Raw genomic sequence first — 14266 nt, 5'->3', positions numbered from 1 at the left:
ACTAGTCTCCTACTATCATGGATGAAACGAGTGCAGGAGTCGCTGCGACGATGTCATCCGGAACATTTTGCCCTGTCGTGATATAGGAAAACGGGAGCTTCATCTCCTGCACCACGTTCAGCATGTTCCCGAAGCTTTGTGTTTCATCCGCTTTCGTAAAGATCACCTGTTTGCTAGGTACTTCCGAGAAATTCTGGATGATTGCCTTCATGTCCGAATACTTGGAGGTCAGGCTTAGCACGAGGTAGTTCACGCTGTTTTTGCCATGATTGACCAGCTCCCGAATCCCCTGTACGTATTCGTCGTTGCGAAAATTGCGCCCGGCGGTATCGACAAAAATCAGGTCGCAGTCGCCAAGCCGTTCCATAGCTGCCGTCATTTCGTTTGGCCGGAACACGACCTCAAGCGGCACATTGAGGATATTGGCGTAAGTCTTCAACTGCTCGACGGCAGCCATCCGATACGTATCCGCCGTGATAAAACCAATCTTCCGCTTTTCCTTCAACATGCTTTCGGCAGCCAGCTTGGCAATGGTTGTCGTCTTTCCTACGCCAGTCGGCCCGAAGAAAAAAGCGTACTGAATGGTGCGTCCCAGCTTCACGGCGTTTTGCTGACCTTCGGAGAGCATTTCCGTCACGATCTGGCTGCAAGCAGTGCGTGCTTCTTCCGTTTGCCAAGCGTGGGGACTGCTTTCCTTTTCCATCAGCTTGCGTAAAATCTCCGCCGTGAGTTCCTCCGTGACGCCCTGCTCCAGCAAGTGTGCCCGCATGGTTTGCACGGCCTCGGGGAGCTGCCTGCTCAAATCGTTGACGAGCAGCTTCTGGAACATTTGCCGCATGTCGCGCACTTCGCTCGCCAGGGCATCTGCCCCTCCATACTCGACCTGCTTCGGCGCCGCTCCGGCCTGCTCGGGTTGGGGCGCTGTCCCGTTTGCAGGAGCATTTCCTGCAACGGCTGCAGGCACTGCTTCGGTGGCCCGTACGGCTTCCCTTTGCAAAGCTTCCTCGCGCTGTGCGTGCGACAAGGCGTCACGCTCCTGCACGGCAATGGCGCCTTCGCGGAGCTTAGGCTGGAGATCACCCGCTTTCCGGTACGCTTGTCTGGCCGTATACGTACCGGTCTGTGCGTGAGTGGCAGCATCCATAGTCCGATTCTTGGCAGGCTTCTGGCTCTTTTCGCCCTCAGCGGCTCTTTCGTCCACTGCGGCAATCACTTCTATGCGCATCTTGCCAAACATCCCGAACAGCCCGCCCGTTTTCACTGGCTTGGAGTTTAAAATGACTGCGTCTTTCCCGAGATCGGCCCGGATCTTTTCCAAAGCCTCCGGCATGGAATCGACTATGTAGCGTTTCACTCTCACGTAATGTTCACCATCCCTACGCTTTGCACTTCAACATGTGGTTCCAGCTCGCTGTAAGACAAAACGGGAACATCCGGCATCATCCGATCAAGCAGCTGGCGCAAATACATGCGAATCGCCGGGGACGCAAGAATGATCGGCTGCTGGCCAGAGTTGATCATCTTGCTCACTTCTGCCGACATCGTCTGGTAGATGCGTTGGGAAGTCTCCGGGTCCATGGCCAGGTAGCTGCCTTGTTCAGATTGCTCGATACGCTCGGAGATTGCTTTTTCCAGGCCTGCCCCCGCTGTCAGCACCCGCAGCGGCTGTCCCGGCTCGGTGTACTGGAGCGTGATCTGGCGCGACATCGCCTGGCGCACATACTCTGTCAGCACATCGGGATCTTTGGTGTACAATGCATGGTCGGCCAGCGCCTCGAGGATCACGTTCAGGTTGCGCACCGATACTTTTTCCTTGAGCAGCTTTTGCAGCACCTTTTGCACATCCCCGATGGACAGCATGCCTGGAATCAGCTCGTCGACCAGCACGGGCGCCGTTTCCCTCACGTTGTCGATCAGGGCGCGCGTCTCCTGGCGGCCCAGCAGTTCGTGCGCGTGGCGCTTGATGATCTCCGTCAGATGGGTAGCCACGACGGACGGCGGATCGACCACGGTGTAGCCGGACAGCTCGGCAATCTCCTTATTCTCTTCTGTTACCCATAATGCAGGCAATCCAAACGCAGGTTCCACCGTTTCGATCCCGACGACGGAATCATCCTCAAAGCCTGGGCTCATCGCCAGATAATGATTCAGCATGATCTCCCCTTTGGCTACCTGGCTGCCTTTGATCTTGATTACGTATTCATTGGGACGGAGCTGAATGTTGTCGCGAATACGGATGACCGGAACGACAATCCCCATCTCCAGGGCGATCTGTCTGCGGATCATGATGACGCGGTCGAGCAGATCGCCGCCTTGTTTGACGTCTGCGAGCGGGATGAGACCGTAGCCGAACTCGAACTCGATCGGGTCCACCTGCAGCAGGCTGACGACGCTCTCCGGACTGCGCACTTCTTCTATCTGCTGCTCCTCGACTTTGTCTGCCGACTCGAGCATTTCCATCCGTTGCTTAGAGTTGAGCTTCCAACCGGCAAAGCCGAGGATTGCCGCTACCGGAAGCACCGGCAAAAGGCCGATCGGCGTAAACAGCCCCAGCAAGATTATGCAGCCAGCGACGATGTAAAGCAGCTTGGGAAAACTGAACATCTGCCGGACGATATCGTCGCCCAGTCCTTCGCCGGAAGTAGAGCGGGTCACGATGATACCGGCAGCCGTCGAAATCAGCAGGGCGGGAACCTGGCTCACCAGCGCATCCCCTACCGACATGGTCGTAAAGCGCGAAGCTGACTCGGCGAAGCTCATATCATGCACGAGCATCCCGATGATGAAGCCGCCGATAATATTCACGATAAAGATGATAATTCCGGCTATGGCATCCCCTTTTACGAACTTGCTGGCACCGTCCATGGCGCCGTAAAAATCTGCTTCATTCTCGATTTTTTTCCTTCTTGCCCGCGCTTCCGCCTCTGTGATCATCCCCGCATTCAAGTCTGCGTCGATACTCATCTGTTTCCCTGGCATCGCGTCAAGGGTGAAGCGCGCTGCGACCTCTGCCACCCGCTCGGAGCCTTTGGTGATGACGATAAACTGTATGATGATCAGGATGAGAAAGACGACGAACCCGACGACCTGGTTTCCGCCAACCACGAAGTCGCCAAAGGTCTCAATCACTTTGCCGCCTTCCCCGTGAGAAAGGATGTTTCTCGTCGTCGACACGTTCAGCGCAAGGCGAAAAAGTGTCGTAATCAGCAAAACCGTGGGGAAAATGGAGAACTCCAACGTTTCCTTTGTGTACATCGACACGAGCAAGATCGTCAACGCAAGGGAGATATTGAGAATCAACAACAAATCAAGCAACCCAGAAGGGAGTGGGATCACCATCATGACCACAATGCTAATGACGAATAAAATCGTACCCAACTCTTTGAACTTGAATCCCACTGTTCGTCCTCCTTTCCCTTATTTCACTTTCCCCTGCAGCTTGTACACGTACGCGAGAACTTCCGCTACAGCTTTAAACAACTCTTCGGGAATTTGTTGCCCGATCTCGCACTGACTATAGAGAGCCCTGGCCAAGGGCTTGTTTTCCATGGTAACGATCCGGTGCTTTTTGGCCACCTCCCTGATCTTCAAAGCCAGGTAGTCTTGCCCTTTGGCCACCACCGTAGGAGCGCTCATTTCGCTTGCATTGTAGCGAATGGCAACGGCAAAATGCGTCGGGTTGGTGATGATGACATCTGCTTTTGGCAACTCCTGCATCATTCGCCGGATCGCCATGCTGCGCTGACGCTCCCGAATTTTTCCTTTGATCAGCGGGTCCCCTTCTGACTGTTTGTATTCATCTTTCAGGTCTTGCTTGGACATCCGCAAATTTTTCTCGTGTTCATAGCGCTGGTAAGCGTAGTCGAGCACTGCCAGCACAAACAACAACACTCCGAGATAGATTCCCAGCTTGGCGACTTCGCCCGCTGTATAGGACAGGACAGTCCCTAAAGACTTTAAGGACAATTGTACGACTTGTTCTTTTGTATTCCATAAAATGGTATAGGCAACATAAATACCTGCACTGATTTTGAGCAAAGATTTCAGCAGTTCTACCAAGGAGCGAATGGAAAAAATCCGCTTGGCTCCTTCGATCGGATTGAGCTTTTCGAGCTTCATTTGCAGCGGTTCGGTTGAAAATAACCATCCGACCTGCATAAAGTTGACAGCGAATGCGACCAGCAAAGAAACGCCAAGGACTGGCCCTACGATCTTGAACGCTTCATACGCAAGCTGCATGACCATGACTTTCAAATTTTCCTCGTTCAATTGCCAGCCGATGTAGGTGGTCAGCGATTCTCTCATGATCCGCTGAAAGGTCGCCAGCATTTCCGAACCCAGCATGATGAGCAGAAAAAAGAATGCGGTCAAAGAGATCGACGGCGACAAATCCTGGCTTTTGGCCACTTGCCCTTTCTTGCGCGCTTCCTGTTTTTTCTTCGGTGTTGCTTTTTCCGTTTTTTCCCCGCTGAAGTATTGCAGGTCTAGGGGGAAGCGAAACCTGTTTTGCCTCATGGTGCGCCTCCGAGCATTTTCATCATTTGTGCGAGCGCCCGGAACATGCTTTCAAACAATCCGTTCAAGGTCAGCAAAAAAGCGGGCATCACCACGATCAGGAGCAGAAAGCCTGCGAGCATCTTGAACGGCAAGCCGACGACGAAAATATTGAACTGCGGCACCGATTTGGCGATGATCCCAAGCGAGACGTCCACCAGAAACAGCGCCACGACAATTGGCGACGCCATCATGAACGCACTGAGGAACATGTCTTCAAAGACTTTGACAGCCGTCATCAACACTTGCTCGCTTCCGAAAGCCGCCCACACTGCCTCGAGGGGAATTGCCTCATAGCTTTTGATCAGCCCCCGGATAAGCATGTGATGTCCATTGATGCTGAAAAAGTAGAGGACCGCCAACATGTTCTTGAAGTTCCCTGTGACGGGAACGTACACACCGGTCTTGGGATCGATCACATTCGCCATCGCCAGTCCCATCTGCATGTCCATCAGCCCTCCGGCTACCTGTACCGCAATGAACATCAACTCGCAAACGTATCCAAGGATGACTCCCACCAGGGCTTCCTTGATCACGTGGAGGACGAAACTGAAGTCCATGGCAATCTGCGCTTGCGTCGGGATGAACTGAAAGCTGATCAGGGCCATGATGAAGGCCAGCGCGATCTTGAACTGATTCGGCACGCCTTTTATCGAAAAAAAGGGAGCGGCTACAAAAAAGGCACTCATTCTCACAAAAGTCAGCAAAAAGATAGGAAAATACGTGAAAAACAGATCCATAAGTTACCCGACAAACCGATGGAGGTTGCCGAAGATCCCTGTCGTGAAATCAAGCATCACGCGCAGCATCCACGGCCCCACTGCCAATATCGTAACGAATACAGCCAAAATTTTCGGAATGAATGCGAGTGTCTGTTCCTGAATTTGTGTCGTTGCCTGAAAGACGCTGACAATCAAACCGACCAGCAAGGCGATCCCCAGGGCGGGTGCCGCAAGCAGCAGGATGGTATAAACAGAGCTTTGGGCAATCTGCATCAGTAATTCTTGTGTCATGCTCTACCTCCTCGAACCCTTTGGAATGTCCTAAAAACTGATCAAGAGTGATTTCACGACCAGGTACCAGCCGTCCACCATAATGAACAGCAAAATCTTGAACGGCAAGGAAATCATCACAGGCGGCAGCATCATCATCCCCATCCCCATCAGGATGCTGGAGATGACCATGTCGATGACGAGGAACGGAATAAAGATCATAAAGCCGATCTGAAAAGCCGTCTTCAGCTCGCTGATCGCATAGGCGGGAACGAGCGCGCTTAGCGGAATGTCCTGGATCGTATTCGGCCGTTCGGCCTTCGTGTACTCCAAAAAAAGCGCCAAGTCTTTTTCCCGGGTCTGCTTGGCCATGAATTCCTTGAACGGTACGACTGCCGCATCAAATGCTTGCTGCTGAGTCATCTTTCCCGCCATAAAAGGCTGCACGGCGGTTTCGTTTACTTTCCCGAGCGTAGGCGCCATGATAAAAAACGTCATGAAAAGGGCGAGCGCCACCAAAACCTGGTTCGGAGGCATCTGCTGGGTCGCCAGGGCATTTCGGACAAACGACAGCACGATGACAATTCGAGTAAAGCTTGTCATCAGCAGCAGGATGGCTGGGGCAACCGACAATACGGTCAAAATCAGCAAGATTTGAATCGCCGAGGAAGTCTCCTGAGGCGTTCCAGTCCCGCCGCCAATTTTCAAATCAACGCTCGGAACAATCGGTGTTCCCACGGGCGCTGCCAGTACGACATTCGGTATCGCCAGCAGCACTGCGGCAATCACGAGCACCTGCAAAAAATGTTTCATTTTAGGTCCCCTCTGTCCTGAGCTTCCTCTTTGGTCCACACATCTGCCTGCATGGTCCTTTTGTTCACATCGTTCCACTGACCATTCAGCATTTCCTGGAATGACTTTCCATCCACATCGGAAGAAAACAAAATTTCTTCTTCGAGCTGCTTTTTCTTTCCGAAGGGCAGCCACTTCAAGGAAAACGCCGTTTCCAGCGGTTTGATTTCTGCGTCGGACAGGATGAGATCGGCTTCGTCACCCGGTTCGATCATTCGCAGCAATTGCACGTTATCCCCGACTCCAACGATGTACAAGGTCTCCCCGATCATCACGATCTGCACCGTTTTCCCGTTGCCCAGCGCGGTCGCGGAAATGACTTTGATAGGACCGCGGTTTTGACCGAATTGACGCTTGCCCAGAAAACGCAGGAGCAGGTATATCAGTACAGCGATAAATGCAAGAGAAAAGATCACCTGGATCAAATAACCCCATATGCTTCCGGTACCGCTGCCCGGAATGGCCGCCGGCTGTTCACCGCCGGCGGGCGCATTGCTCTTGGGTACATTCCCCTGATTGTAGGAATCCGCTACCGTACCATCAGCCGATGCCCAACCAGGTAGGGTGGCGACAAACAGCAAGATGAGACAACAAACCCAGATGAACCTTGTCCCCACATTCCAAAATTTCATCATTAGCTCAATGTCTTTTTGATCGCTTCCAGCACGCGATCAGCCTGGAATGGCTTCACGATGAAATCTTTTGCGCCCGCCTGGATGGCATCGATAACCATGGCTTGTTGTCCCATCGCAGAGCACATGATGACGCGTGCGCTCGGGTCAATTTTTTTGATTTCCTTCAGTGCAGCAATCCCGTCCATTTCCGGCATCGTAATGTCCATCGTCACCAGGTCAGGGCCGAGTTCTTTATACTTCTCGATCGCCTGTGCGCCGTCACTTGCTTCCCCTACAACGGTATATCCGTTTTTGGACAAGATCTCCTTGATCATCATCCGCATGAAAGCTGCGTCATCCACGATAAGAACTTTGTTTGACATGATTTGGCTCCTCCCATTACTTCAAAGTAAATTTCGTTATTGCAATTTTTGAACACGATCGAACTGACTGATGATATCGGTGACACGAACGCCGAAGTTTTCGTCGATGACGACTACCTCGCCCTTGGCAATCAGCTTGTTGTTTACCAGGATGTCTACGTGCTCACCAGCCAGCTTGTCCAACTGTATAATTGAACCGGCAGACAAGTCAAGGATTTCTTTGATCAATTTCTTGGTGCGTCCGAGTTCGACTGTCACTTGCAGCGGAATGTCGAGAAGCAGATTCAAGTTTTGCTCTTCCCCGGCAAACATGGGAGCACTACCAAACGGCGCAAACTGAGCTGGTCTCACGTTTGCCTGGCTTCCGGCAGGGCTGCCAAAATGTTGGGGTGTCTGCGGAGCCGCAGGCGGCGCTGCATAAGCTGGCGGATACGGCGAGTATCCTGGCGGCATCGCATATTGGGCGTATGGGTCCGGATAAACTGGCTGGCCTGGGTAGCCCATCGGCTGCCCATGCATCGGATACGGTGGATAGCCCATCGGCGGCTGCTGCGGCTCTGCTTGCGGAGCTGCTGGCGGCACATGCGCCGACGCTGGCTGTGCAGGTGCGGACGCGGCTGTCTGCTGGGCGGCAGACTGGGTAACAGGCGGGCTGCCCGGTTTCTCGACTGCCACGGCAGCAGCTGCTACTTCTTCTTCTGTGCCTCCGACCAGTCTGTCGATCATCTTCTTCGCAAACGACAGAGGCAACAGTTGCATGATATTGGAGTCGATCAGTTCTCCTTGCTCGCCTACCTTCAGGCGGAACGAAACTTTCACGAGCGGACCGTCGTCTTCCGAAAAGCTGTCTCCACCCTTGCCCTGCGCCAAATCCATCACATCAATACCGGGGGGAGTGATGTTGATGAACTGGTTGAAGATCGTCGACATCGAGGTCGCGGCAGAACCCATCATCTGGTTCATCGCTTCTTGTACCGCGCTGATATGCAGTTCAGACAGTTCGGTATTTTCCGGTCGCCCTTCTCCCCCCATCATCAGGTCGGCAATCACTGCTGCGTCTTCCATTCGGATTACGAGGAGATTGATTCCTTTGAAGCCGTCCGTATATTCCACGTGTACGGCTACGTGCGGAATCGGGAATTCACTTTCCAGTTCATCCACGTTGACGACCGACACAGTAGGGGTCGTAATGTCCACTTTTTTGCTCAGCAAGGTGGAGAGTGCCGTTGCGGCGCTGCCGAAAGAAATGTTGCCGATTTCCCCGAGAGCATCTTGCTCGAACGGGGAGAGAAAATCGGCGACATCCTGTGTGGCAGCTGTACCCGCTTCCTCTTCATCTTCGACCAGGTTGTTTGCGCGAAGCAGCGCGTCAATTTCGTCCTGAGAAAGCATATCTCTACTCATTGTGCTCCTCCCCCTCCTCTATGACTTCATCAATCTGAATGGCAACCTTGCCTTTGAGTGTTCCCGGCTGCCCCAGAAACTTCAGTTGATTTCCAATTTTGATTTTGAGCTTATTGTCCAATGACTGATCCAGCTGGATGACATCGCCTTTTTGAAGCTGGAGGAAATCTCTTACCGATATCGTGGCCGTTCCCATCTCCGCGATAATCGGCAACTTGGCTGTCTTCACCCGTTCCTCTACGCGCAGCCGTTCTTCTTCATCGCGCGTCTTTTTCTGTTTGGAAAACCAATACTGTCCAGACAGCTTCGTCATGATCGGTTCCAGCACCACGTGCGGCAAGCACAGGTTGATCATCCCTGTGGTGTCGCCGATTTTGGTGCTGAACGAAATGACCACGACGATCTCGTTCGGCGAGACAATTTGCATGAATTGCGGATTCATCTCCAGCCCTTCCTGGTACGGATCGAGCTCAATGATTTGCTTCCATGCCTCGTGGAATGTATCCAACGCTTTGCCGAAAACACGTTCCATCACCGTTGTCTCAATTTCCGTAAGGGCTCCCATCTTTTCCGGTATCGCCCCCTGGCCCCCCAGGAGACGATCGAGCATGGTGTAGGCGATGTTCGGGTTCACTTCCAGAACCATGCGCCCTTCCAGCGGAGGCGCTTCAAAGATGTTGAGAATGGTCATTTTGGGAATGGAACGAATAAACTCGTCATACGGCAATTGATCGACGGAGGCAACCGTAATTTGCACGAAGGTACGGAGCTGAGCAGAAAAATACGTCGTCAACAACCGCGCATAGTTTTCATGAATGCGTGTCAGACCGCGAATCTGGTCCTTGGAAAAACGCAGTGCCCGTTTAAAGTCATATACTTTTACTTTGCGCTCAGTCTCTTCTTTTTTCAGCTCGTTGGCATCCATCTCCCCGGATGAGAGAGCAGCCAACAAGGCATCAATCTCACTCTGTGAGAGAACCTCGGCCATATATCGTCACCTCCTTGCTATGTATACGTTCATCGCGGCCTAAGACAAGACGCGTTTGGTCGTCACTACTTGGACGATCTTGCCTTCCTGCATCAGGGCGCTGATTTCATTCATAATTTTGGCTTCCAGTTTGTCGACGCCTTCCGTTCCTTTGATATCTTCCGGAGTCAGTCCCGCCAACGTCTTGATGATGATCTGATTGATTTGCGGCAGACGTTGTTCCAGTTCTGCTTTCCCGTCACTGCTGTCTGCGGTGATCGTAAAACGAACAATGATATAGTTGTTGGTCAACAGGTTGGTGGTGATTTCTCCCGTATCTACGGAATACTCCTGCATTTCCTTTGCAGACAAAGGTTCCACTTCTTTTCCTGCGCTGCTTGCCGTCTGTGCGGTCGGAGAGAGATACGTCTGCCAGAGCACGAACGATATTACTCCCAGTAGCGAAATCGCGATGATAATAATTAGAGCCATATTAAACAACCGATTTTGAAACATCGCAAAGCCTCCCGCTATTCATTTGCTTCGTCCGGCAGCTTCGGTGCGCTGCGTGCCGGTTGAACGTTCTGATAAAAGGCAAAAACACGTTCAGCGATTGACTCTGCCGAATCTTTGACGATGTATTTCCTGTCGTTGAACAAAGTAATCACTGTATCGGGAGTAGCCTCTACCGTCTCGATATGTGTGATATTCAGATAAAAAACGGAGCCGTTAAAACGTGTCAGTTTGATCATCGGCTGCTCCTTTCGGCGGATGGCAGGGGGAGGAGCAAATGCTCTTCCCCGTGCTCATCTATTCCGCCAAGCCTTAGCGTTTCAGATTAACCAGTTCTTCCAGCAATGTGTCGGAAGTCGTAATGATGCGGGAGTTGGCCTGGAAGCCGCGCTGCGCCACGATCATCTCGGTAAACTCTTCGGACAAGTCTACGTTGGACATTTCCAGCTGACCTGAAATGATGCTTACTTTTGCGTCAGTAGCAGTGGTCGGTGTGTTCGGGTCCTCATCACGCGGTCCAGCGTTGACCGTGTTCTCATACAACGAGTTGCCCACTTTCTTCAGACCACCAGGGTTGTTGAACGTCATCAGCCCGATTGTATTGTCGGTAGCGAGCGCGCCCGTGTCATCCACAGTCGTAATCACGCCGTCCTTGCCGATGGAGTACGATACGATGTTGTCAGCCTGGCTGATCTGAATCGGCCCTCCATCGGAATTGAGCAGCTTCATTCCTTGCGAATTCACCAGGAAACCTTGGGAGTCGCGAGTAAAGTTACCTGCCCGCGTGTAGTAGATCGTAGTCCCGTCATCAGGAGATACCATGAAAAACGCATCACCTTCAATGGACAAATCCGTCGGAAGGTTCGTCGTCATCGGGCTTCCTGCGGAAAACACCGTGTCGATGGAGCCAATCGACGTACCGAGACCGACCTGCATCGGGTTCGTTCCGCCTTTTCCGCCTCCATCGCTGGAAGCACTTGCCCCCTGAATGTTTTGGCTCAAAATATCTTGAAACATAACCCGGCCCTTTTTAAAGCCGACGGTATTCACGTTTGCGATGTTGTTTCCAATCACGTCCATCTTGGTCTGGAAACCGCGCAATCCGGAAATACCGGAGTACATGGAACGAAGCATAACCTGTTTCCTCCTCTACTCGATCTTCAATGCGATTACCTCTGTCGATCGGTAACCGCCGGGCTCCCTCCGTGAGGTCCAGCCCTTGCTGCACTCATTACACGAAGATCGCACTATCGATATTGGTAAACACATTGTCCCTCATGCTTCCATCGTCGACAGCGGTAATGATCTTCCGATTGACGATGCTCACGACGTAGGCCACATTATCCATCAATATGAGAGATTCCTTGGCTCCTTTGGAAGCAGCCTTGTTCACGGCTGTTTCCAGACGCTCCATTTGCGGAGCATCGAGTGTAATCCCCCGCTCCTTCAGTCGGTTGACGGCGTGCTGGCTCATGCTGAGCGGCCTGCTCTTCGCCGGAGCATTCAGTGATTCCGTCAAATACTGTTGAAACGGTTTGCCGCTTACGTGAGAAGTCAGGGCAGCAGTATTGGTGACATGATTCGTTCTCGGAGGGAAGTAAGTTTGCGTCACACGAGATGGGTTCATCGTGTTTCCTCCTTATATTCCGTTCCTAGACGATATCGTCGATGCCACGCAGGCGATTCCATAACGATTCTTTCGATTCATTGCTGTCCACCAAGGCTTCCAGTACAAATTCCTGCTCTTCCTGCTGGTCGCGCTTGCGATTTTGCTCTTGCTGTTGTCTCGCCTGTTCACGCTGCTCTTGGAAGCCAAAGTTCACTTCCTGCTGCTGGTTCACTTCGAGACGGTCTACCTGCAAGCCTTGCTGGGTCAATGCAGCTCGCAACTGCGGCAACTGGTTGTCCAGCAGGTCCTTGCCAGCCTGTGTCTCCGCCGAGAAGTGCGCGGTAATGACACCATTGTGCGAGGTGATCGTCACATCGACTTTGCCCAGGGATTGCGGGTTCAGGATCAGCTTGGCCTCGTGCAAGCCATTTACTTGCGTCAGCTTCATCTGCTTCACAAAAAGCTGTGTAACTTGCTTAGTCAGCTGGTTGGCATGAACCTGATGCGTCTGTACCGTTGGCTGGGGAAGCGTCGGATTGGTTTGCACCTGGGTACCGGACGCTGCCGGGCCTTGTACGGCAACAAACGGCATTCCGCTGTCTTCCTTGGCTTCCTGATGATTCAATCCCGCGCCCTGCGAAGAAGGCTGTACGGTTTGAGACGGAATGCCAGCTTCGGCCTTATATGCAGACAGACCTTGATGGAAGCGCAGCTGCTGGATGTTCTTGCTTGCATCCTGCCGCAGGCTGTTGCCACTCGTAATCACATCAGAGCGGAGCAGCAGCGTTTTTTTCCTGGCATGCTCCTGCACACCCATTTGGCCTTTCAGGTCTTCGAGCATAGCAGACAGCTTCTGCACTTCGACCGTCGCAGGCTCACCGTCAGCCAGTTTCATCAGAAGCTGTTTCCAGTCTTCCGTCGCTTGCGGAAACTGTGCCTGCACCTTTTGCAGCAGTTGATGGACCACCCCCGCTTTTTCTTCCAGCACAGGTGCCAAATCCTGCGGCAAGCTTTGACCGGATGCCATCATCTGCGCGAGCAGCATCATCACATCCTGCAGCGCGTCCAGATCTTCACCGCGCAATCCTTCCGGTGCTTGTGCCGCCTCGTCGGCCGTCGGCAAGGTCTGCAATGCCTGAACCAATTGCAAAAGGGACAGGTCGCCGATTTCTCCTTCGCCAGCCGTAGTGCCTGTATTCGCCGTTACGGCAACAGATGCTCCCGGCAATGGAAGCGCTGCCTCCTCAGCAGCCGGTGCTGTCGGCAAGGTCTGCAACGCCTGGACCAACTGCATGGAGAACAGATCGCCGATTCCTGCTCCGCCGGCGACAGTTCCTGCGTTCGCCGTTACGGTGCCAGATGCTCCGGTCGGTGTGGTCACGGCTGTCACATTCATCTCATTCACCTCCCTGATTGTTTTTGTTGCTATGGAAACGATAGCAGCACAGCTCTCACTGTCTGTTATCGAAGCAACGCTTCCGTAATGCGCGCCGCCATGTTATCGTCTTTCTTTTTGTCTTCCTCGGCGATTGCTGCAAGTGTCAGCGCCCGTTTGTCTTCGGGCATGGCCGACAAAATCGAGATGGCCTGCGCCTTGTTCGTCAGCATCAACGAGCGGATAACGGCCGCCGAATCTGCTGGCGGCATCTGTGCAAACGAATTGATCAGCGATTCCTTCGTTCCTCCAGTGCCGGACAAGCCATTACGATTCTCGCTCAATGCGTTGGTCAGCACTTGCAATCGTTGCTGCAAGGCCGCGATATCGTCATCCTTGTTGACCACGGAGTCTTTCAGCATGATCGAAATGTCTGCCGCCTTCTTCGGGTCCATCTTCGCGAGAATGTCTGCCCGTTGGTTCGGCTTCATTTTGGTCATGACAGCAACCGATTCCTCCAGGCTCAAGTTTTCAATGATGGCAGCCGCGTTTTTCGGTGACATGGTCGTGTAGACCTTGGCCAGATCCGCAAATTGCTGCTGACGCTCCTCCTCAGAGGTGCGTTTGTCTTCCAGCTGCTTTTTCAGATCCTCTACCTGCTTTTCCAGCGCCTGTATCGTTGAATCCTTTTTGGCCGTTTCATCTTTTAATGAAGACAAAGCTTGCTGACTTTTCAGATGCTCGTTCTGCAGCGTGGATACCTGCTTGGTCAATTCTTCTTTTGGATCAGATCCGGGAGCTGCTGCGTATTTGTCCGGGACCAGTTTCTCCACATATGGTACGGTGCTGGCCCAATGGAGAACATTCCCTAGCACGTTGACCCCTAACAGACTGAGGAGCACACCGCCGAGGAGGCTGGCAAACAGCGCCGGAATGACAATCATGTAAAAAAACCATTCCCACCTGCCGTACTCCCGTTCTTCCTGGATTTCTTCCATTTGGT

16 protein-coding genes are annotated in these 14266 nt (G+C 52.8%); all 16 read right to left on the bottom strand.

Annotation, left to right across the window (positions count from 1 at the left end; all coding sequences use genetic code 11):
- Position 1 precedes the first annotated feature (1 nt).
- Positions 2 to 1360, bottom strand: coding sequence for a flagellar biosynthesis GTPase FlhF (flhF, locus tag ACFSO0_RS15420; protein WP_376881700.1), 1359 nt, complete (start codon positions 1358 to 1360; stop codon positions 2 to 4).
- A complete protein-coding gene (gene flhA, locus ACFSO0_RS15415; protein WP_376881699.1) occupies positions 1357 to 3399 on the bottom strand; it encodes a flagellar biosynthesis protein FlhA in 2043 nt (680 codons plus the stop codon). Before flhA ends, flhF begins: the two co-directional genes overlap by 4 nt.
- An 18-nt stretch (positions 3400 to 3417) precedes the next feature.
- Positions 3418 to 4515 carry a flagellar biosynthesis protein FlhB gene (flhB, locus tag ACFSO0_RS15410; RefSeq protein ID WP_376881698.1) on the bottom strand — a complete coding sequence of 366 codons (1098 nt, stop codon included), beginning with the start codon at positions 4513 to 4515 and terminating at the stop codon, positions 3418 to 3420.
- Positions 4512 to 5294 carry a flagellar biosynthetic protein FliR gene (fliR, locus tag ACFSO0_RS15405; protein ID WP_376881697.1) on the bottom strand — a complete coding sequence of 261 codons (783 nt, stop codon included), beginning with the start codon at positions 5292 to 5294 and terminating at the stop codon, positions 4512 to 4514. Before fliR ends, flhB begins: the two co-directional genes overlap by 4 nt.
- Positions 5295 to 5297: 3 nt before the next feature.
- Positions 5298 to 5567: a flagellar biosynthesis protein FliQ gene (gene fliQ, locus ACFSO0_RS15400; protein ID WP_376881695.1), complete on the bottom strand. Its 270-nt coding sequence runs from the start codon at positions 5565 to 5567 to the stop codon at positions 5298 to 5300.
- A gap of 30 nt (positions 5568 to 5597) precedes the next feature.
- A complete protein-coding gene (gene fliP / locus ACFSO0_RS15395) occupies positions 5598 to 6359 on the bottom strand; it encodes a flagellar type III secretion system pore protein FliP (RefSeq protein WP_376881694.1) in 762 nt (253 codons plus the stop codon).
- Entirely contained in the window at positions 6356 to 7033 is a 678-nt protein-coding gene (locus ACFSO0_RS15390) for a flagellar biosynthetic protein FliO (RefSeq protein ID WP_376881692.1), read from the bottom strand. Before ACFSO0_RS15390 ends, fliP begins: the two co-directional genes overlap by 4 nt.
- On the bottom strand, positions 7033 to 7395 hold the full coding sequence (locus ACFSO0_RS15385) for a response regulator (protein ID WP_376881691.1): 363 nt from the start codon (positions 7393 to 7395) through the stop codon (positions 7033 to 7035). Before ACFSO0_RS15385 ends, ACFSO0_RS15390 begins: the two co-directional genes overlap by 1 nt.
- A gap of 36 nt (positions 7396 to 7431) precedes the next feature.
- Positions 7432 to 8799 (bottom strand): flagellar motor switch phosphatase FliY, encoded by a 1368-nt coding sequence (fliY, locus tag ACFSO0_RS15380; RefSeq protein WP_376881689.1) that lies wholly within the window; start codon positions 8797 to 8799, stop codon positions 7432 to 7434.
- Positions 8792 to 9787 (bottom strand): flagellar motor switch protein FliM, encoded by a 996-nt coding sequence (gene fliM, locus ACFSO0_RS15375; protein ID WP_376881687.1) that lies wholly within the window; start codon positions 9785 to 9787, stop codon positions 8792 to 8794. The genes fliY and fliM overlap by 8 nt, the downstream gene beginning before the upstream one ends.
- Positions 9788 to 9826: 39 nt before the next feature.
- A complete protein-coding gene (locus ACFSO0_RS15370) occupies positions 9827 to 10282 on the bottom strand; it encodes a flagellar basal body-associated FliL family protein (RefSeq protein WP_376881686.1) in 456 nt (151 codons plus the stop codon).
- 14 nt (positions 10283 to 10296) lie between these two features.
- On the bottom strand, positions 10297 to 10518 hold the full coding sequence (locus ACFSO0_RS15365) for a flagellar FlbD family protein (protein WP_376881684.1): 222 nt from the start codon (positions 10516 to 10518) through the stop codon (positions 10297 to 10299).
- A gap of 73 nt (positions 10519 to 10591) precedes the next feature.
- The gene (flgG, locus tag ACFSO0_RS15360; RefSeq protein WP_376881682.1) at positions 10592 to 11413 is read right to left on the bottom strand and encodes a flagellar basal body rod protein FlgG; all 822 of its coding nucleotides are present in this window, start codon (positions 11411 to 11413) and stop codon (positions 10592 to 10594) included.
- 97 nt (positions 11414 to 11510) lie between these two features.
- Complete coding sequence (locus ACFSO0_RS15355; protein WP_376881680.1) at positions 11511 to 11906, bottom strand: TIGR02530 family flagellar biosynthesis protein; 396 nt, start codon at positions 11904 to 11906, stop codon at positions 11511 to 11513.
- A gap of 25 nt (positions 11907 to 11931) precedes the next feature.
- Positions 11932 to 13284 (bottom strand): flagellar hook-length control protein FliK, encoded by a 1353-nt coding sequence (locus ACFSO0_RS15350; protein ID WP_376881679.1) that lies wholly within the window; start codon positions 13282 to 13284, stop codon positions 11932 to 11934.
- A gap of 65 nt (positions 13285 to 13349) precedes the next feature.
- Positions 13350 to 14261 (bottom strand): MotE family protein, encoded by a 912-nt coding sequence (locus ACFSO0_RS15345; RefSeq protein ID WP_376881678.1) that lies wholly within the window; start codon positions 14259 to 14261, stop codon positions 13350 to 13352.
- Between the last annotated feature and the right edge of the window lie 5 nt (positions 14262 to 14266).

Source organism: Brevibacillus sp. GCM10020057 (assembly GCF_042683565.1).
GTDB lineage: Bacteria > Bacillota > Bacilli > Brevibacillales > Brevibacillaceae > Brevibacillus.
This window is presented reverse-complemented; position numbering and strand designations above follow the sequence as displayed.

Excerpts from the sequence above, each read along its gene's own strand:
- ACFSO0_RS15345 (WP_376881678.1), bottom strand. The coding sequence starts at position 14,261 with ATGGAAGAAATCCAGGAAGAACGGGAGTACGGCAGGTGGGAATGGTTT.
- ACFSO0_RS15370 (WP_376881686.1), bottom strand. The coding sequence starts at position 10,282 with ATGTTTCAAAATCGGTTGTTTAATATGGCTCTAATTATTATCATCGCG.
- flgG (WP_376881682.1), bottom strand. The coding sequence starts at position 11,413 with ATGCTTCGTTCCATGTACTCCGGTATTTCCGGATTGCGCGGTTTCCAG.
- ACFSO0_RS15390 (WP_376881692.1), bottom strand. The coding sequence starts at position 7,033 with ATGATGAAATTTTGGAATGTGGGGACAAGGTTCATCTGGGTTTGTTGT.
- ACFSO0_RS15355 (WP_376881680.1), bottom strand. The coding sequence starts at position 11,906 with ATGAACCCATCTCGTGTGACGCAAACTTACTTCCCTCCGAGAACGAAT.
- flhB (WP_376881698.1), bottom strand. The coding sequence starts at position 4,515 with ATGAGGCAAAACAGGTTTCGCTTCCCCCTAGACCTGCAATACTTCAGC.
- fliP (WP_376881694.1), bottom strand. The coding sequence starts at position 6,359 with ATGAAACATTTTTTGCAGGTGCTCGTGATTGCCGCAGTGCTGCTGGCG.
- fliM (WP_376881687.1), bottom strand. The coding sequence starts at position 9,787 with ATGGCCGAGGTTCTCTCACAGAGTGAGATTGATGCCTTGTTGGCTGCT.
- fliQ (WP_376881695.1), bottom strand. The coding sequence starts at position 5,567 with ATGACACAAGAATTACTGATGCAGATTGCCCAAAGCTCTGTTTATACC.
- fliY (WP_376881689.1), bottom strand. The coding sequence starts at position 8,799 with ATGAGTAGAGATATGCTTTCTCAGGACGAAATTGACGCGCTGCTTCGC.
- ACFSO0_RS15350 (WP_376881679.1), bottom strand. The coding sequence starts at position 13,284 with ATGAATGTGACAGCCGTGACCACACCGACCGGAGCATCTGGCACCGTA.
- fliR (WP_376881697.1), bottom strand. The coding sequence starts at position 5,294 with ATGGATCTGTTTTTCACGTATTTTCCTATCTTTTTGCTGACTTTTGTG.
- ACFSO0_RS15385 (WP_376881691.1), bottom strand. The coding sequence starts at position 7,395 with ATGTCAAACAAAGTTCTTATCGTGGATGACGCAGCTTTCATGCGGATG.
- ACFSO0_RS15365 (WP_376881684.1), bottom strand. The coding sequence starts at position 10,518 with ATGATCAAACTGACACGTTTTAACGGCTCCGTTTTTTATCTGAATATC.